Annotated in this window: 15 protein-coding genes, 1 tRNA gene and 1 other RNA gene; 11 read left to right on the forward strand and 6 right to left on the reverse strand. The window is 53.7% G+C overall.

Features of this window, described 5'->3' with window-relative positions:
- Positions 1 to 43: 43 nt before the first annotated feature.
- The gene (locus tag AC07UY_RS10400) at positions 44 to 952 is read right to left on the reverse strand and encodes a LysR family transcriptional regulator (protein WP_494701140.1); all 909 of its coding nucleotides are present in this window, start codon (positions 950 to 952) and stop codon (positions 44 to 46) included.
- A 109-nt stretch (positions 953 to 1,061) separates the two neighbouring features.
- Here AC07UY_RS10400 and AC07UY_RS10405 point away from each other — a divergent pair, with 109 nt between their 5' ends.
- From AC07UY_RS10405 to AC07UY_RS10420, 4 genes are all read left to right on the forward strand, one after another.
- The gene (locus AC07UY_RS10405; RefSeq protein ID WP_494701141.1) at positions 1,062 to 1,922 is read left to right on the forward strand and encodes a pirin family protein; all 861 of its coding nucleotides are present in this window, start codon (positions 1,062 to 1,064) and stop codon (positions 1,920 to 1,922) included.
- A 19-nt stretch (positions 1,923 to 1,941) separates the two neighbouring features.
- Positions 1,942 to 2,619: an isochorismatase family protein gene (locus AC07UY_RS10410; protein WP_494701142.1), complete on the forward strand. Its 678-nt coding sequence runs from the start codon at positions 1,942 to 1,944 to the stop codon at positions 2,617 to 2,619.
- A 148-nt stretch (positions 2,620 to 2,767) separates the two neighbouring features.
- Positions 2,768 to 2,855 (forward strand) — tRNA-Ser (locus tag AC07UY_RS10415).
- Between the two features lie 44 nt (positions 2,856 to 2,899).
- Positions 2,900 to 3,035, forward strand: a non-coding RNA gene (locus AC07UY_RS10420) — RtT sRNA.
- A gap of 388 nt (positions 3,036 to 3,423) precedes the next feature.
- On the opposite strand, the gene clpA is transcribed toward AC07UY_RS10420, so the two are convergent.
- Both clpA and clpS read right to left on the reverse strand, forming a co-directional pair.
- Positions 3,424 to 5,700: an ATP-dependent Clp protease ATP-binding subunit ClpA gene (gene clpA / locus AC07UY_RS10425; RefSeq protein ID WP_494659475.1), complete on the reverse strand. Its 2,277-nt coding sequence runs from the start codon at positions 5,698 to 5,700 to the stop codon at positions 3,424 to 3,426.
- A 30-nt stretch (positions 5,701 to 5,730) separates the two neighbouring features.
- Complete coding sequence (gene clpS, locus AC07UY_RS10430; protein ID WP_192611741.1) at positions 5,731 to 6,051, reverse strand: ATP-dependent Clp protease adapter ClpS; 321 nt, start codon at positions 6,049 to 6,051, stop codon at positions 5,731 to 5,733.
- 323 nt (positions 6,052 to 6,374) lie between these two features.
- Here clpS and cspD point away from each other — a divergent pair, with 323 nt between their 5' ends.
- Complete coding sequence (gene cspD, locus AC07UY_RS10435) at positions 6,375 to 6,599, forward strand: cold shock-like protein CspD (protein WP_162379603.1); 225 nt, start codon at positions 6,375 to 6,377, stop codon at positions 6,597 to 6,599.
- Positions 6,600 to 6,683: 84 nt separating this feature from the next.
- Here the strand turns inward: cspD and macB are convergent, their stop codons facing one another.
- Positions 6,684 to 8,630, reverse strand: coding sequence for a macrolide ABC transporter ATP-binding protein/permease MacB (gene macB / locus AC07UY_RS10440; RefSeq protein WP_494701143.1), 1,947 nt, complete (start codon positions 8,628 to 8,630; stop codon positions 6,684 to 6,686).
- Positions 8,627 to 9,742, reverse strand: coding sequence for a macrolide transporter subunit MacA (gene macA / locus AC07UY_RS10445; RefSeq protein WP_203358312.1), 1,116 nt, complete (start codon positions 9,740 to 9,742; stop codon positions 8,627 to 8,629). Before macA ends, macB begins: the two co-directional genes overlap by 4 nt.
- A gap of 162 nt (positions 9,743 to 9,904) precedes the next feature.
- Between macA and AC07UY_RS10450 the strand changes: the two genes are divergently transcribed.
- Positions 9,905 to 10,855: a VirK/YbjX family protein gene (locus AC07UY_RS10450; protein ID WP_494701185.1), complete on the forward strand. Its 951-nt coding sequence runs from the start codon at positions 9,905 to 9,907 to the stop codon at positions 10,853 to 10,855.
- On the opposite strand, the gene AC07UY_RS10455 is transcribed toward AC07UY_RS10450, so the two are convergent.
- On the reverse strand, positions 10,852 to 12,510 hold the full coding sequence (locus AC07UY_RS10455) for an ATP-dependent endonuclease (RefSeq protein ID WP_203358313.1): 1,659 nt from the start codon (positions 12,508 to 12,510) through the stop codon (positions 10,852 to 10,854). The genes AC07UY_RS10450 and AC07UY_RS10455 overlap by 4 nt on opposite strands.
- A gap of 425 nt (positions 12,511 to 12,935) precedes the next feature.
- Here AC07UY_RS10455 and aqpZ point away from each other — a divergent pair, with 425 nt between their 5' ends.
- From aqpZ to poxB, 5 genes are all read left to right on the forward strand, one after another.
- Positions 12,936 to 13,643: an aquaporin Z gene (gene aqpZ, locus AC07UY_RS10460; RefSeq protein WP_494659473.1), complete on the forward strand. Its 708-nt coding sequence runs from the start codon at positions 12,936 to 12,938 to the stop codon at positions 13,641 to 13,643.
- 184 nt (positions 13,644 to 13,827) lie between these two features.
- Positions 13,828 to 14,727, forward strand: coding sequence for a LysO family transporter (locus AC07UY_RS10465; protein WP_192611736.1), 900 nt, complete (start codon positions 13,828 to 13,830; stop codon positions 14,725 to 14,727).
- Between the two features lie 143 nt (positions 14,728 to 14,870).
- Complete coding sequence (gene hcp, locus AC07UY_RS10470) at positions 14,871 to 16,523, forward strand: hydroxylamine reductase (protein ID WP_494701144.1); 1,653 nt, start codon at positions 14,871 to 14,873, stop codon at positions 16,521 to 16,523.
- Between the two features lie 11 nt (positions 16,524 to 16,534).
- On the forward strand, positions 16,535 to 17,503 hold the full coding sequence (gene hcr, locus AC07UY_RS10475; RefSeq protein ID WP_192611734.1) for an NADH oxidoreductase: 969 nt from the start codon (positions 16,535 to 16,537) through the stop codon (positions 17,501 to 17,503).
- Positions 17,504 to 17,680: 177 nt separating this feature from the next.
- Positions 17,681 to 19,399, forward strand: coding sequence for a ubiquinone-dependent pyruvate dehydrogenase (gene poxB, locus AC07UY_RS10480; protein WP_494659470.1), 1,719 nt, complete (start codon positions 17,681 to 17,683; stop codon positions 19,397 to 19,399).
- Positions 19,400 to 19,432 lie beyond the last annotated feature (33 nt).

A 19,432-nucleotide genomic window follows, 5' to 3' on the forward strand; every position in this document is an offset into this window, starting at 1 on the left:
AGGTCGGTTTATCCGGCCTTTTTTGTGGGCGCAATGTCAGGCGTTAATCTTCTACCATCCGCGCATACTCTTCCGTTAAGAAATCAACTACTGCGCGTACGGAAGGCAGCAATCCACGACGCGTTGGAAATACCGCGTGGATAACTTCCCTTTTCGGCTCCCAGCCATCCAGTAAAGCCACCAGGTCGCCGGCAGCCAGCTGCTCTTTGACCATCAATACCGGTAACTGTACAACGCCAACACCCGCGACTGCCGCCTCACGCAACGCCAGCATATCGGTGGTAATCAAACGCGGCGTAAAATGCACTTCGGCCCTCGCCCCTTCTGGTCCAAACAATTCCCATCGGTGTATATGTTTCCCGGCGGCAAGACTCAGGCCCGGCCAGTTGTTGAGCTCTGCGGGGGAAGAAAGATTGCCCATCCGGGCGATCAATGCCGGGCTGGCAAACAGGCGATGTCCGCGATCGGATAATACACGCATCACCAGATCGCTATCCTCAAAAGGACGCGGCCTGACGCGAATCGCAATATCAATCCCCTCACCCACCACATCAACACGACGATTAGTCGCTTCCAGTTGCAGTGAAACATCGGGATAGCGCGCCAAAAATTTAGCCAGCATCGGACCGATATGCGCATGCAGCAACGTGACAGGACAGGTCAGCTTCACCACGCCGCGCGGCTCCACCTGTAGCGCAGCGATAGCATCCTGCGCCGCCTGCGCCTCAACCAGCATCGCTTTGCAATGCTCATAAAACGTCTGCCCAACTTCAGTCACATTGAACTGCCGTGTCGTACGCTGAATCAGCCTGACCCCCAGACGTTCCTCAAGTTGTGCGATACGCCGACTGAGTTTTGACTTAGGTTCATCGAGCGCGCGACCTGCCGCAGCAAATCCCCCTTCCTCGACGACATGAACAAACCACGCAAAATCATTGAGATCCGGTTTCATTTTTATTGTCCCATTTTTAGAACAGTCCATGCCATTTTAGCTACTACACACCTTATTGTCATGAATATAAGCTTATTGGCAACACCACTACGCCATTGAGGAGATAAAGATGAAACAGGTAACAGGCGTCTACACCGCACCTCGCCCGCACTGGGTTGGCGACGGATTTCCGGTTCGTTCGCTGTTCTCTTACCAGTCCCATGCGCAATCGTTGAGTCCGTTCCTGCTTCTGGATTACGCAGGCCCTCACACCTTCGCGCCAGGCACTGAAAAACGCGGCGTTGGTGAACATCCACACCGTGGGTTCGAAACGGTCACGATCGTTTACAGCGGTGAAGTTGAGCACCGCGATTCAACCGGTCGCGGCGGCATCATCGGCCCAGGGGACGTGCAGTGGATGACGGCGGGCGCGGGCATTCTGCACGAAGAATTTCACTCTCCTGCATTTACTGAACGCGGGGGAGAGCTGGAGATGGTGCAGTTGTGGGTGAACTTGCCCGCCAAAGACAAAATGGCCGCTGCGGGCTACCAGAGTATCAGCAATGAGTTAATTCCCACCGTTGCCTTACCTGGCGAGGCTGGCACGGCGCGGATTATCGCTGGCGACTTTTTGGGGACAAAAGGCCCGGCACACACCTTCTCGCCGCTGAATGTCTGGGATATGCGTTTACAGCAAGGCTGCGACATCACGCTTTCTCAGACCGCGGGCTGGAGCACCGCACTGATTGTCCTGAAAGGCAGCATTACGGTAAACGGCGCCACGCCGGTCAATGAAGCGCAAATGGCGGTACTCAGCCAACAGGAAGAAGCCTTCCATCTCGATGCCAGCAGCGACGCCACCGTCCTGTTGCTGGCGGGGGAACCGTTAAATGAACCGATTGTCGGTTATGGCCCCTTTGTGATGAACACAAAGCAAGAGATCGCTGAGGCTGTTCGCGATTTTAACTCTGGTCGTTTTGGCCAAATCTGAAAACATTGAGGAGAACACCATGTCCAGTCCTGCTAATTTTAATGGTTTGCGTCCGGTTATTGATGTGAATGATTCCGTGATGCTGTTGATCGATCACCAGAGCGGTTTGTTCCAGACCGTGGGCGATATGCCAATGCCGGAGCTGCGCGCACGCGCCGCCGCGCTGGCCAAAATGGCAACCCTGTCGAAAATGCCGGTTATTACCACCGCATCCGTACCGCAGGGTCCTAATGGCCCCCTTATCCCCGAGATCCACGCCAATGCACCGCATGCGCAGTACGTTGCACGTAAAGGCGAAATTAACGCCTGGGATAACGACGAGTTTGTTAAGGCGGTAAAAGCAACGGGCCGTAAAACGCTGATTATCGCAGGCACGATTACCAGCGTGTGCATGGCGTTCCCGGCCATCAGCGCAGTGGCTGAAGATTACAAGGTTTTCGCCGTGATTGATGCTTCGGGCACGTACAGCAAAATGGCGCAAGAGATCACCCTCGCCCGCGTGGTGCAGGCAGGTGTCGTACCGATGGATACGGCGGCAGTCGCTTCCGAACTCCAGGGGACCTGGAATCGTGAAGACGCGGCTGAATGGGCTGAAGTGTACACCCACATATTCCCTGCTTATCAATTGCTGATTGAAAGCTACAGCAAAGCACAGGATGTGGTGAAGAACAGCGAAAAGCTAGATTCACAGCGCTGATACATCTCCCCTGCACCACATCGAGCAGGAAGATGTACACTGCGTAACCAAACGAGAGTGAAAGCGTAAATACTGCTTGACCGTTTTAGCGCAACTCCCTATAGTAGCGCCCCGTTGCCCCCCAAGCGGTCAGGCAGCAAAACAATATGGTGAGGTGTCCGAGTGGCTGAAGGAGCACGCCTGGAAAGTGTGTATACGGCAACGTATCGGGGGTTCGAATCCCCCCCTCACCGCCATATTCGAGAAAGAGCTCGTACGAAAGTACGGGCTTTTTTTTCGCACGTTGCACACACCGGGGGGATGAGAATCCCCGACCGGGGTTCGACAACTGGCGCAGCCAGTTGGGCAGGCCACGAACGCAGTAAGTGGGCTGCCCGTAGGGCGAGAGAAGCGAGTCAATCCCCCCCTCACCGCCATATTTGAGAAAGAGCTCGTACGAAAGTACGGGCTTTTTTTTCGTATGTTGCACACACCGGGGGGATGAGAATCCCCGACCGGGGTTCGACAACTGGCGTAGCCAGTTGGACAGACCACGAACGCAGTGAGTGGGCTGCCCGTCAGGGCGAGCGAAGCGAGTCAATCCCCCCCTCACCGCCATCTTTGAGAAAGAGCTCATACGAAAGTACGGGCTTTTTTTCGCATATTGCACCGTCACGCGAATATTGCCGGATGGCGGTGCAGACACCTTATCCGGCCTACGAATGAGCATGTACCGTAGTTCGGATAAGGCGTATGCCGCCATCCGACATAAAAAAGGCATAAAAAAACCGGGCTCAGTGGCCCGGTTCATCAGACGATAAGATATTAATGCGCGGCTTCTGGTTTGTGCTTTTGCGCACTCTGGAAACCATACGTCAGCTCATTCTTCTCTTTATCGAGGGCGACAGTCACCTGACCACCATCCACCAGCGAGCCAAACAACAACTCGTTAGCCAGCGGTTTTTTCAGGTTGTCCTGCACCACGCGAGTCATTGGGCGTGCACCCATTGCCCGGTCGTAGCCTTTCTCAGCCAGCCAGTCACGCGCTTCCTGGCTAACTTCCAGGGAGACACCTTTCTGATCCAGTTGAACCTGCAACTCGACAATAAATTTATCAACAACCTGATGAATCACCTCGGTAGACAAGTGATCGAACCAGATAATATTGTCGAGACGGTTACGGAATTCCGGCGTAAAGACTTTCTTAATCTCACCCATCGCATCCGTACTGTTGTCCTGATGAATGAGGCCAATGGATTTACGCTCAGTTTCACGCACGCCGGCGTTAGTGGTCATCACCAGCACCACGTTGCGGAAATCCGCTTTGCGGCCGTTATTATCGGTCAGCGTACCGTTATCCATCACCTGCAACAACAGGTTAAAGACATCCGGGTGGGCCTTCTCGATTTCATCCAGCAGCAACACGGCGTGCGGATGTTTGATGACTGCATCGGTGAGCAAACCACCCTGATCGAAACCGACATATCCCGGAGGCGCACCGATCAAACGGCTGACGGTGTGACGCTCCATATACTCGGACATATCAAAGCGCAGCAGTTCAATCCCCAGCGCTTTGGAGAGCTGTACCGTGACCTCGGTTTTACCCACGCCAGTAGGTCCGGCGAACAGGAATGAACCGACAGGTTTATGCTCGTGCCCCAGTCCTGCGCGGCTCATCTTGATGGCCTCGGTCAGCGCCTCAATGGCTTTATCCTGGCCAAAGACCAACATTTTCAGACGGTCGCCGAGACTTCTCAACGTGTCGCGATCGCTCTGCGAGACGCTCTTCTCTGGGATACGCGCAATACGCGCTACCACGGATTCAATATCCGCCACGTTGACGGTTTTTTTGCGCTTGCTGACCGGCATCAGACGCGCACGCGCCCCTGCTTCGTCGATCACGTCAATCGCTTTATCCGGCAGATGACGGTCATTGATATATTTCACCGCCAGTTCTACCGCCGCCCGCACCGCTTTCGCGGTATAGCGAACATCATGGTGCGCTTCGTATTTCGGTTTCAGACCGTTAATGATCTGCACGGTCTCTTCCACCGACGGCTCAGTAATATCGATTTTCTGGAAGCGACGCGCCAGAGCACGGTCTTTCTCGAAAATGTTGCTGAATTCCTGATAGGTCGTAGAACCGATCACGCGGATCTTGCCGCTGGAGAGCAGCGGTTTTATCAGGTTTGCCGCATCCACCTGGCCGCCCGATGCCGCCCCCGCACCAATAATGGTGTGGATCTCATCGATGAACAGGATGCTGTTAGTGTCCTGTTCCAGCTGTTTCAGCAGCGCTTTAAAGCGTTTTTCAAAGTCACCGCGATATTTGGTCCCTGCCAGCAGCGAGCCAATATCCAGTGAGTAGAGGGTGCAATCCGCCATCACTTCCGGCACATCACCCTGGACAATACGCCAGGCCAGTCCTTCGGCAATCGCCGTTTTACCGACACCGGATTCACCCACCAGCAACGGGTTATTCTTACGGCGGCGGCACAGAACCTGAATGGCACGCTCCAGCTCTTTCTCACGGCCAATCAGCGGATCGATCCCTCCCACGCGCGCAAGCTGGTTAAGGTTAGTCGTAAAGTTCTCCATACGTTCCTCCCCGCCAGTTTGCTCTTCGTTATTCGGTTGGTTGCCTGAGTCAGAAGACTGACTCGGCTCATCTTTACGCGTGCCGTGAGAAATAAAGTTCACCACATCAAGACGGCTGACTTCGTGCTTACGCAGCAGATAGGCCGCTTGTGATTCCTGTTCGCTGAAAATAGCGACCAGTACGTTAGCGCCGGTAACTTCACTACGACCGGAGGACTGAACGTGGAAGACGGCGCGTTGCAGCACACGCTGAAAACTCAACGTCGGCTGCGTGTCGCGTTCTTCTTCGCTGGCAGGCAGAACGGGTGTGGTTTGTTCAATGAAGGCTTCGAGTTCCTGACGGAGCGCAACCAGATCCACGGAACACGCTTCCAGCGCTTCGCGGGCTGATGGGTTACTGAGCAACGCCAGTAACAAGTGCTCGACGGTCATAAACTCATGACGGTGCTCGCGCGCTCTGGCGAAAGCCATGTTTAAACTGAGTTCCAGTTCTTGATTGAGCATAGGCACCTCCCCCAATTTTTATGCCTGCATTCAGGCTTTTTCCAGCGTACACAGCAATGGATGCTCGTTCTCCCTCGCATACCTGTTCACCATCGCCACTTTGGTTTCTGCAACCTCGGCGGTAAAGACTCCGCAAATGGCCTTACCCTGGTAGTGAACGGCGAGCATCAATTGAGTTGCACGTTCTACATCATAAGAAAAGAATTTTTGTAACACGTCAATAACAAACTCCATCGGAGTGTAATCATCATTGACTAATATCACTTTATACATAGATGGCGGTTTTAGCGCGTCGCGCACTTGATCTTCCGCAAGCTGGTCAAAGTCCAGCCAGTCTTTCGTCTTACCCATTGTCAGTCGTCATCTTCGGTTACGGTTACCGGCAGTTACTCTGCCGCTGACAAGAGCTTATGCGCACAAGTAATTTACCTCAATTAATAGATAACTATCATCTATCACTGTCATCCGCGACATCTGTCACATTACCCGGCAATAGCGTTAACTGCTTCAAAATTTTGATTCATTTTTACCCTACCCCCCCCGCCAAATGCTTGACGGCTCGCCTGATTTCTCTAAATTGTACTCTCGAGAGTTGGCGAGGTTTTGAACAGCCTCCGCTCTACCACCGGTTCATTCCATCTTACTTATATAAGATTTACGAAGGATGTCGAAGCATGGAAACGGGTACTGTTAAGTGGTTCAACAATGCCAAAGGGTTTGGTTTCATTTGCCCTGAAGGCGGCGGCGAAGATATTTTCGCCCATTACTCTACCATCCAGATGGATGGCTACAGAACGCTAAAAGCCGGACAATCTGTCCAGTTTGATGTTCACCAGGGGCCAAAAGGCAATCACGCCAGTGTCATCGTGCCTATCATTGAAGCAGAAGCTGTCGCATAGCTCTTCTGTCTCATTGTGTACATCCTGCAGTCAAAATGCCAGCCCCCAGGGCTGGCATTTTTATTTTTGAAGGAATACAACACATTATTCCCTGGCCAGCGCATCGACAGGATCCAGTCGGGCGGCGTTTCGCGCCGGTAACCAACCGAATAAAATCCCGGTAAATGTTGAACACAAAAAAGCGGTAATCAGGGCTATCGGCGAGAAACCTATTTCCCAGCCGGGTAAAAACAGTTGCAGCGTAAAGGCGATCAACATCGACAGGCCAATGCCTAAGGCTCCGCCCACCAGACACACCAACACCGCTTCAATTAAGAACTGCTGTAGCACGTCGCTGGCGCGCGCCCCCACCGCCATCCGGATACCGATCTCCCGCGTACGTTCCGTCACCGAAACCAGCATAATGTTCATAACGCCTATCCCGCCGACGACCAGCGAGATCACCGCCACCAGGGTCAGAAACAGTTGCAGGGTACGGGTGGTCTTTTCAGCCGTTTTCAGGACGCCGTCCATGTTCCAGGCGAAGAAATCCTTTTTACCGTGGCGTAACGTCAATAAACGGGTGAGCTGTTGTTCCGCCTGAGCACTGTCAAAACCTTCTTTCACGCGAACCGTAATCGAATTCAGCCACGATTGCCCCATCACCCGCCCTGACATTGTGCTGTACGGCAGCCAGACTCTGAGGATTTTACTGCTGCCAAACATCGACTGTTTCTCTTCCGCCACCCCAATCACCGTGGCAGGCATATTGCCGACCAGGATAACTTCGCCCACCACGGTAGTTTTGTTCGGAAATAGCTGGCGCCGGGTGTTTTTGTCCAGCACCACCACCTGCGCCCGCCCGTTTAACTGTTCACGATTAAAGGTATTCCCTTCGCTGAAACTCATCCCGTAAACGTTAAAATAATCTCCGCTGACGCCATTGGCGCTGGCCGCCACATCGATATTTGCATAACGTAAGCGCAGATTCTGCGAAACCGCAGGCGTCGCGGAACTGACCCAGGGTTGTTTTTGAATCGCCGTCAAATCGTCGTATTTCAACGCCTGCTGATACTGCGGGTCGTCATCGCCAAAATCTTTGCCGGGATAGATATCGATAGTATTGGTTCCGATGGAACGGATATCCGCCAGCACCAGTTGCTTTGCCGCATCGCCCACCACCACAATCGACACCACCGATGCGATACCGATGATGATCCCCAGCATCGTGAGCAACGTGCGCATTTTGTTGGCCGCCATTGCCAGCCACGCCATGGTCAGCGCCTCGCGAAAACCGCTGACAAACTGATTCCAGCCGGAGGCGGTCTTAACGGCAGACTCGGCGATACTCTCACCGCTGACCGTTTTTTTCGACGGCGGGTTACGCACAATCTCGCCATCGTGGATTTCAATCACCCGTTCAGCCTGTGCCGCGACCTGCGGATCGTGAGTAACGATAATGACCGTATGACCGCGATCGCGCAGTTGATGCAAAATGGCCATCACCTCTTCGCCAGAACGGCTGTCCAGCGCCCCGGTAGGCTCATCCGCCAGGATAACCTGTCCGCCGTTCATCAGCGCGCGGGCGATGCTGACACGCTGCTGTTGCCCGCCAGAAAGCTGGGATGGCTGGTAATCCATGCGATCCCCCAGCCCCAGCCGTTGCAGGAGATCCTGGGCGCGCGCCAGACGCTGTTTACGTTCGGTTCCGGCATACACCGCCGGCACCTCGACGTTTTGCGTCGCCGTCAAATGTGAGAGCAGATGATAACGCTGGAAAATAAAGCCAAAGTGTTCACGCCGCAACTGCGCCAGCGCGTCTCTGTCGAGGGTAGAAACATCCCGCCCCGCCACCCGATAGGTGCCGCTGGTGGGTTTATCCAGGCACCCCAGAATATTCATCAGCGTGGATTTACCCGAGCCTGAAGCACCGACAATCGCCACCATTTCACCCGCCTGAATATGCAGCGAGATGCCTTTAAGCACCTCCACCTGCTCCTCTCCCGACGGATAGCTACGGCGAATATCGTTCAGTTCAAGCAATGCCGTCATTGCGCGGCTCCCGGTTTGCCCTCACCGGTAACGACCTCATCACCCTCTTCCAGGCCTTTGACGATCTCCACATCGGTATCATTACGCGAGCCAATCGATACTTCCCGTTCACGGGTTTCGCCGTTGCGCAGCAGGGTGACTTTGTAGCGATTATTTCCAATCGGGTCGCCCAGCGCTGAGAGTGGAATAGTCAGCACATTTTTAATGTCGGTGAGCTGAATATGAACCTGAGCCGTCATGTCGAGACGCAAAACGCCATTCGGATTGGGCACTTCAAAACGGGCGTAGTAAAAAATGGCATCGTTGACTTTTTCAGGCGTCGGCAGAACGTCTTTCAGCGCCCCTTCGTAACGCGTCTGAGGGTCGCCAAGCACGGTAAACCAGGCCTTTTGCCCCGGTTTCAAATGAATGACATCCGCTTCCGACACCTGCGCTTTCACCAGCATGGTGCTCATGTCCGCCAGCGTCAGGATGTTCGGCGCCTGTTGGGCGGCGATAACCGTTTGCCCTTGCAGAGTGGTGATTTGCGTTACTTCCCCCGCCATCGGCGCCACAATACGGGTGTAATCCAGGTTGGTTTTCGCGGTATCAAGAGAGGCCTGATTGCGCTTAATTTGCGCGTCAATGGTGCCGATTTGCGCCTGCTTAACGGCCATCTCCGTGGCGGCAGTGTCCAGATCCTGCTGCGAGACGGCTTGTGTTTTTGCCAGTTGCTGTTGGCGAGAGTACGTCACGCGCGCCAGTTTCCATTCGGCTTGCGCCTGAAGTCGCTGAGCGTGCAGTTCCATCAGCGTGGCTTCGACTTCTTTAATCTGGTTTTGCGCCTGTTCCGGATCGATAACGCCGAGTAACTGGTCTTTTTTGACTTTATCGCCAATGGCCACCGACAGCGTCTTCAGCTGCCCGCTGACCTGTGCCCCGACATCCACTTTACGTAACGCATCCAGTTTCCCGGTGGCGAGTACGCTTTGCTGAAGGTCACCGGGGCGAACAATCAGCGTCTGATAATTAGGCAGCGGCGCATTCAGTGTTCTCCAGGCAGCAATCAGCCCCACGATAATGACCCCTATCGCCAGCAGATACCGCTTTTTTAGTTTTCCCTTGATGTTCATAAAAATCCTGAATTCCCCGTCTATTGCGCCAGAGTGATTGAGCCAACATCAACCAATAATAAACAAGTATTGAAAGGCAATGAGAGTAACAGAGTTATTGATATTTGGTTAAGTATGCTGATGGTGAAATCCATGCGACACCTTTTTATTGGATGGTTGAATATGTCGCAGCTCACCGAAAATGCTTTCTCTCCTTCTCGCCCCATAACGAGTCTGGGGTTATTTTTCAGTCTGACCCGCGGCCTGTGGCGCCCGGGCAAATTCTGGCATCAACGCAGTTTCCGGCGGAAATTTATGTTGCGCTCCCTGCTGATGCCCCGCTTGAGTCGTGAATGGATGGCCGAGCTTTCACAGTGGCCGGATCTTAACGTCTTACTGACGCGACAACCGCGACTCCCGGTTCGCCTTCATCGCCCCTACCTTGCGGCAAATCTTGGCCGCAAACAATTACTGGAAGCATTGCGTTATCATTACGCCCTGCTGCATAGGTTTATGACGCCCGAAGAATTAAGAACATATATGAATACATCCGGGCTACAGCTGGCGCAACTGGAAGGTAAAAATGGGGAAATCTTCACCCTTGAGTTGACCATGATGATCTCTCTCGATAAAGAGGGTGACAGCACCCTGCTCGTGCGTAACGGTGACGGCGATACGCTGGCGGAAATCACTTTCACGCTGTGTGAATATCAGGGGAAACGAACCCTGTTTATTGGCGGGCTACAGGGCGGCAAGCGCGAGCTCCCCCATGAAGCCATTCAAAGCGCGACCAAATCCTGTCATGGATTATTTCCCAAACGTCTGGTCATGGAGGCCGTATGCCAATTCGCCGAACGTTTACAGGTCCAACAAATTCTGGCTGTAAGCAACGAAACGCACATTTACCGTAGCCTGCGCTATCGCGATAAAGAGGACAATATTCACGCCGACTACAATGCCTTTTGGGCTTCCTGCGGAGGGGAGTGCGATGAGAAAGGGTATTACCACCTTCCCTGCACGCTCACACGCAAGGACATGTCGGAAATTGCCAGCAAGAAGCGCGCAGAATACCGTCGTCGCTATCAGATGCTGGACGCTATTCAGGCGCAAATGTCAGATTTGTTCCGCCGTTAATCGGCCCGACCGCGCGCCAGCCAGAGCACACGTGAGAACATCTTTCTGAACAGGGTCGGTACTGCATCAACGCCGCGCCGCCCTGCTTCCATAGTGACTTCAATGGCGAGATCCGGTTTCGATGAGCGATGGATCGCTTTCGAAATAATCTTGCGCATGTTCATCGGAATATTTTCCGGGATCTGCGCCACCCGGTGAAAGACATCTGAAAATCCCTGCCGGTACATAAAATGTTCCATATCCAGCGCAGGTAATATGGTGAGATGCTCACGCTCCGCTTCCCGGTCATTCTCAAGCAAACTGCGCACCGTAGCGGCATATTTTTTCCCTGCTTCATCGCCGTCGACCAGCACATGCCACTCAATCCCCATACGTCGGGCGAATTTCACCAGTGGTTTTAAACCGGACTGGGCAAACTCAATCACTTTGATCCCTTCAGCGTCAAAGTGATGCCCGCATTGACGCGCCAGTTCGTTGATAACCCAGGTTTCAGTTTCACCCTCGACCAGCAACCAACAGCGCGCAAATAAAGAAGAGGCGCGGTTGAAACGAATATGAAAGGCAATGCGTCGTCCATCTTCCGCACTCAACCCGCCGGGTCCCAACCGCCACGCCGCCACGCGCGAGGATTCACGCACCAGACGAACAACATGCTCCACCGGCGTGAGCGACAGCAGCTCACCGGAATTGGTGGTGGCCACACGTTGCAGCGGCAGAAGATTCAACAACTGCCAGGCGACCGACAACATAATGGGATGCAACCGCGTTTCCGGGTCTTCCACCAGCAACAGCGGCCGCGCATCTTTATCCAGCCGCAGGGTGCCTTTTGCCTGTAATAACGTTGAAAACAGTCCCAGCAGAATCACCCGATGGGTACGCCCGCCGGGTTTGTCGATCATCCGGTTGATGATGTCCAGATACCGCCAGCTTCGTTGTTCGTTGTTCGAACGCCGACGCATCAGGCGATAGCGTGATTGCCCGGCACCTTGTTCAGAGAAGTAATGTTCCAGCAATTGCACCATCGCCGACAGCCCCTGGCGTATCTGACCATCGGTCAGATTCTGGGGACGCATCGCCAGTTCCCGGGCCAGAAAATCCAGTTGTCTGGCGGTCACTTCCACATCGGGCATATCGGGCACCGTACCGTTACGGATCCGGCGCATAAAACGCGCATCGCGCAGGCGCAGTACCGGCATCAGGCGAATGAGATGCCGGGCCTGGTCGTTAATATCGTCAACGGGTAATGGATGTCCGTCGCCATCAAGGAAACTGCGCAACGTCATGACGCTGTCGTCTTCACCGCATTCGCCTTCCAGACGATAAAAAATGCGGTGATAGTCGTCGCGACACGGTGTCCAGCAGTCAGCAAGCGGGCGGTAACGACGCACCCGGTGGCGACCAGGTTGCGATTCGCGAAACGTAAGAATGATATGCAGATGGTGTTCCCGCTCCTGGATATCGCCGGGAGGAAACCAGAAATCTTCGCGGACGAAATGATAAAGATCGGATTCCGGCGACAGCAACAGGGTCAGCGCATCCAGCAAACTGGATTTACCCCAGGCGTTCTCCCCAATCAGTACGTTGTTTTGCTCCAGCATCAACGACAGTCGATTGATCCCGCGAAAACCCACAATCTCAACACGTTCGAGAATCATGTTTCCTCCAGAAAAGAGTCACTAATCCATTAAGCTATCCGCAGTATAACGGTAAAATCTCACGACTGATGTGATGTCCGCACGTTCACAACAGGCAACTGATTGAATTATGTACGAGTCACACAAAATACTTCGCTCTGTCACATTTCAACAATATCATAACAATATAATAGTTAAGTCAGTGAATTATATTAAATTTAACGAAACTACCTTCGGGTGAAAATGCACTACACTGTGTCTATGGAAAATTGGCACAAGGAATAGCTGCACATTGCCCTAAATCAAATTTCGTAGATTTATTTAACTGGTGATTGGGTGGCGTTAGTTTTTAAAATACCGGTTCATGCATTCTATCGTCACCCTTTTATGGCGATAAATACGGTTGGTATGAGAAATCATGACCAATTTTTTAAATTGAGGTGGATATGTTCAGAAAATTAGCGGCCGAATGTTTTGGTACATTCTGGCTTGTTTTTGGTGGTTGCGGGAGTGCCGTTCTGGCAGCAGCATTTCCTGAATTAGGTATTGGATTTGCCGGTGTTGCGCTGGCATTTGGTCTGACCGTTTTAACCATGGCATTTGCTGTCGGTCATATTTCGGGTGGTCATTTTAACCCGGCAGTCACGTTAGGTTTATGGGCTGGCGGTCGTTTCCCGACAAAAGACGTTATTGGTTATATCATCGCTCAGGTCGTCGGCGGCATTATTGCAGCGGCAGTGCTTTACCTTATTGCCAGCGGTAAAGCAGGCTTTGATGCAACCGCCAGTGGTTTTGCATCAAACGGTTACGGTGAACATTCGCCAGGCGGCTATTCAATGCTTTCCGCGATTGTTATTGAAATTGTCCTGACTGCCGGCTTCTTATTAGTGATTCACGGCGCAACCGATAAAAACGCACCGGCAGGCTTTGCGCCTATTGCGATTGGTCTTGCGCTGACCCTGATTCACTTAATCAGTATTCCAGTGACCAATACGTCCGTTAACCCGGCACGTAGTACCGCTGTTGCCCTCTTCCAGGGCGGTTGGGCGCTGGAACAGCTGTGGTTGTTCTGGGTGATGCCAATCATCGGCGGCATCCTCGGTGGTCTTATCTACCGCACGCTGCTGGAAAAACGCGACACGGATACTGATTAATGCACGCGCTGCAGTGTCAGATAGCAATTAGCGTATCTGACCTACAGGTCCGTAAATTGCAATAAGAATGTAAGCCGGGTAAGGCGTAAGCTACCCGGCTTTTATTTTGCTCTTTGACTGCACAGCCGGAATTGGGTAGTGTCACTGGCGCTAAACAGATTCTCATTAAAGGACCCGGCTGTTCATGTTTTCAGGACTCTTAATCATTCTGCTCCCGCTGATGGTGGGCTACCTCGTTCCTCTTCGACAGAAAGCCGCATTAATCCTGATTAATCGGATGCTGAGCTGGATGGTTTATCTCATCCTTTTCTTTATGGGTATTAGTCTGGCGTTTCTGGATAACCTCGCCAGTAATCTGTTCTCTATTTTTTATTACTCTGCCGTCAGTATTACCGTTATTTTGCTGTGTAATATTGCTGCCTTACTGTGGCTGGAACGCTCAATACCGTGGCGGCACAACCACCAGCAGGAAAAACTGCCGTCTCGTATTGCTATGGCGCTGGAGTCACTTAAATTATGCGGCGTCGTGGTGCTCGGTTTTGCGCTTGGTCTCAGCGGGCTGGCTTTTTTACAACACGCGACCGAAGCCAGCGAATATACGCTGATCTTTTTATTGTTCCTGGTGGGGATTCAATTACGCAACAGCGGCATGACCCTGAAACAAATTGTGCTGAATCGCCGGGGAATGATTGTCGCGGTCGTGGTGGTTGCCAGCTCCCTGGTGGGTGGCCTGATCAATGCGTTTATTCTCGACCTGCCTCTCAACACCGCGCTGGCAATGGCATCCGGTTTCGGCTGGTATTCCCTTTCGGGCATCCTGCTCACCGAATCCTTCGGCCCGGTCATTGGCAGTTCCGCCTTCTTTAACGATCTGGCGCGAGAGCTGGTAGCCATCATGCTGATCCCAGGTTTAGTCCGTCGTAGCCGTTCTACCGCACTAGGGTTGTGCGGCGCCACGTCGATGGATTTTACCCTGCCCGTATTGCAGCGCACTGGCGGTCTGGAGATGGTCCCCGCCGCGATTGTTCACGGTTTTATACTGAGTCTGCTGGTACCCATCCTGATGGCGTTTTTCTCCGCCTGATACCTCCCTGGCGGTAGAGCCCTACCGCCAAAATTGCGCTAAATCAATCTCCCTGCAAGTTGTATCAGAAATCCCTTTTATCCCTTCGCGCACAGGCATAATCTTAAAGATGTATATTAAATATAACTTTAAAAGGTGTGACCATGTTTTGTGTGCAATGTGAACAAACCATCCGTACTCCGGCAGGAAACGGCTGCTCTTACGCGCAGGGTATGTGCGGTAAAACGGCTGAAACCTCCGATCTGCAGGATCTGCTGATTGCCTCCCTACAAGGTCTGTCTGCATGGGCCGTTAAAGCCCGTGAATACAGCATCATTGACCACGAGATTGATAACTTTGCGCCGCGTGCGTTTTTCTCCACGCTGACCAACGTTAACTTCGATTCACCCCGCATTGTCGGCTACGCCCGCGAAGCCATCGCGATGCGTGAAGCGCTGAAAGCACAGTGTCTGAATATCGACGCCAACGCCACCGTCAACAACCCGATGGCTGACCTGCAACTGGCGAGCGACGATCTGGGCGCGCTGCAACGTCAGGCCGCTGAATTTACCCCGAATAAAGACAAAGCCACCATTGGCGAAAACATTCTCGGCCTGCGCCTGCTTTGCCTGTACGGCCTGAAAGGTGCTGCGGCTTACATGGAGCACGCGCACGTACTCGGTCAGTACGACAACGATATCTACGCACAGTACCACAAAATTATGGCGTGGCTGGGCACCTGGCCTTCCGATATGAACGCTCTGCTGGAGTGCTCAATGGAAATCGGTCAGATGAACTTCAAAGTGATGAGCATTCTGGATACCGGTGAAACCACCAAATACGGTCACCCAACACCGACTCAGGTCAACGTTAAAGCCACCGAAGGCAAATGTATTCTGATCTCCGGTCACGACCTGAAAGATCTCTACAACCTGCTGGAGCAAACCGAAGGCACCGGCGTTAACGTCTATACCCACGGCGAAATGCTGCCTGCGCACGGTTACCCGGAACTGCGTAAATTCAAACATCTGATCGGTAACTACGGCAGCGGCTGGCAGAACCAGCAGGTAGAGTTCGCCCGCTTCCCAGGCCCTATCGTGATGACCTCTAACTGCATCATCGACCCGACCGTTGGCGCGTATGACGACCGTATCTGGACCCGCAGCATCGTCGGTTGGCCGGGCGTTAGCCACCTCGAAGGTGACAACTTCGGTCCGGTTATCGCTCAGGCGCAGCAGATGGCAGGCTTCCCGTACAGTGAGATCCCGCACCTGATCACCGTCGGTTTCGGTCGTCAGACGCTGCTGGGCGCTGCGGATACGCTGATCGATCTGGTGAGCCGTGAAAAACTGCGCCACATCTTCCTGGTCGGCGGCTGCGACGGCGCGCGCGGTGAACGTAACTACTTCACCGATTTCGCCACCAGCGTACCGGACGACTGTCTGATCCTGACCCTGGCCTGTGGCAAATACCGTTTCAACAAACTGGACTTCGGCGATATCGAAGGTCTGCCGCGTCTGGTTGATGCAGGTCAGTGTAATGACGCATACTCAGCCATTATTCTGGCGGTCACGCTGGCGGAAAAACTGGGCTGTGGCGTGAACGATCTGCCGCTGTCTCTGGTGCTTTCCTGGTTCGAACAGAAAGCAATTGTGATCCTGCTGACCCTGCTGTCTTTGGGTGTGAAAAACATCGTCACCGGCCCTACAGCGCCAGGCTTCTTCACCCCGGACCTGCTGGCCGTACTCAACGAGAAATTTGGTCTGCGTTCCGTCACCACCGTTGAAGAAGATATGAAGCAACTGCTGAGCGCGTAAGGAGTTACATCATGACAATGCCAACCCATCAGTGCCCATGGCGGATGCAGGTTCATCACATTCATCAGGAAACCCCGGATGTCTGGACGATTTCGTTGCTGTGCCACGACTATTATCCGTACCGCGCCGGACAGTATGCGCTGGTCAGCGTACGCAACTCGGCAGAGACACTGCGTGCTTACACTCTCTCTTCCACGCCGGGCGTCAGTGAGTACATTACGCTGACCGTTCGCCGTATTGATGACGGTGCGGGCTCACAGTGGTTAACCCGTGATGTCAAACGCGGCGACTACCTCTGGCTCTCCGATGCGATGGGCGACTTTACCTGCGAAGATAAAGCCGAAGAGAAATTCCTGATGCTGGCGGCAGGCTGCGGCGTGACGCCGATCATGTCAATGCGCCGTTGGTTGGCAAAATATCGCCCGCAGGCCGATGTGCAGGTTATCTATAACGTGCGCTCGCCGCAGGATGTCATTTTCGCGCAGGAGTGGCGTCAGTATCCGGTAACGCTGGTCGCTGAAAATGATGCCACCGACGGTTTTGTGTCAGGCCGCCTGACCACTGAACTGCTGCAACGTGTTCCTGATCTGACGTCTCGTACCGTTATGACTTGTGGTCCGGCGCCGTATATGGATCTGGTCGAGCAGGAAGTAAAGGCGCTCGGCGTCACCCGCTTCTTTAAAGAGAAGTTCTTCACGCCTGTCGCTGAAGCCGCAACCGACGGTCTGAAGTTCACCAAGCTACAGCCCGCAAAAGCGTTTTATGCGCCGGTCGGCACCACGCTGCTGGAAGCGATGGAAAGCAATAACATACCGCTCACCGTCGCCTGCCGTGCCGGTGTATGCGGTTGCTGCAAAACCAAAGTGGTGGATGGTAACTACACGGTCACCAGCACCATGACGCTGACCGATGCAGAGATCGCCGAAGGCTATGTACTGGCCTGTTCCTGCCATCCACAGGGTGATTTAGTGCTCGCGTAAACCGCCTTATTCGGCCCACAACGGAAACGGTCATCGGAAACGGTGGCCGTTTTTTTATGCTTCGCGCAGCACGGCACAACGCGTTAAACCCATACAAAACAAAGGGAAAATAAAAAGCACAACCGCCATCTTCGACTAAACTTGTAACCGGTATCACATTTAAGGAGATGGAAAACCATGAAACAAACCGTTGCTACTTTTATTGCCAAAACCCTTGAACAGGCTGGCGTGAAACGTATCTGGGGTGTGACGGGCGACTCACTGAACGGTCTGAGTGACAGCCTTAATCGCATGGGAACGATTGAATGGATGTCGACCCGCCATGAGGAGGTAGCGGCTTTTGCCGCTGGCGCGGAAGCGCAGCTTACTGGCGAACTGGCGGTGTGTGCGGGCTCCTGTGGTCCGGGTAACCTGCACCTGATTAACGGTCTTTTCGATTGTCATCGCAATCACGTTCCCGTGCTGGCCATTGCCGCTCATATCCCCTCCAGCGAAATAGGGAGCGGTTATTTCCAGGAGACCCACCCGCAAGAGTTGTTCCGTGAATGTAGCCACTATTGCGAGCTGGTTTCCAGCCCAGAACAGATCCCACAGGTTCTGGCGATTGCAATGCGTAAGGCGGTGCTGAATCGCGGCGTTTCAGTTGTCGTGCTGCCGGGCGATGTCGCGCTGAAACCTGCGCCAGAGGGCGCCAGTACGCACTGGTACCACGCGCCGCAACCCGTTGTCACACCTAATGGCGAAGAGCTCAAAAAACTGGCGCAGCTGTTACGCTATTCCAGCAATATTGCGCTGATGTGCGGCAGCGGTTGCGCAGGCGCCCATAAAGAGCTGGTCGAGTTTGCCGCCAAAATCAAAGCCCCGATTGTTCACGCCCTGCGCGGGAAAGAGCATGTCGAATACGACAACCCCTACGATGTAGGCATGACGGGGCTTATCGGCTTTTCCTCCGGGTTTCATACCATGATGAATGCCGACACGCTGATCCTGCTCGGCACCCAGTTCCCCTATCGCGCCTTCTATCCCGCTGACGCCAAAATTATTCAGGTAGATATCAACCCCGCCAGCATCGGCGCCCACAGCAAGGTCGATATGGCGCTGGTTGGCGATATCAAATCAACGCTCAGCGCGCTGCTGCCGCTGGTGGAAGAAAAAACCGACCGCAGATTCCTCGATAAGGCGCTGGAGCACTATCGCAACGCGCGTAAAGGGCTGGACGACCTGGCAAAACCGAGCGACAAAGCCATTCACCCGCAGTATCTGGCGCAGCAAATCAGCCATTTCGCCGCCGATGACGCCATCTTCACCTGCGATGTCGGCACACCCACCGTCTGGGCGGCGCGCTACCTGAAAATGAACGGCAAACGCCGCCTGCTCGGATCGTTTAACCACGGTTCAATGGCCAATGCGATGCCGCAGGCGCTGGGCGCACAGGCGACCGCGCCGGGGCGTCAGGTGGTGGCGATGTGCGGCGACGGCGGCTTCAGTATGCTGATGGGTGATTTTCTCTCTGTTGTGCAGATGAAACTGCCGGTGAAAATTGTCGTCTTCAACAACAGCGTACTGGGATTTGTGGCGATGGAAATGAAAGCAGGCGGCTATCTTACTGACGGCACCGAACTGCACGACACCAACTTTGCCCGCATCGCCGAAGCCTGCGGCATTCCCGGCATTCGCGTGGAAAAAGCCTCAGACGTTGATGAGGCTCTGCAAAGAGCGATGTCCATCGACGGTCCGGTGCTGGTCGACGTGGTTGTCGCGAAAGAAGAGCTGGCCATTCCACCGCAAATTAAACTGGAGCAGGCCAAAGGTTTTAGTCTGTACATGCTGCGCGCGATCATCAGCGGACGCGGCGACGAAGTGATCGAACTGGCAAAAACCAACTGGCTCAGGTAAAACAATGCACATCGCCTTTTAAACACCAGGAAT

The organism is Citrobacter sp. GW821-FHT02E08 (assembly GCF_059421685.1).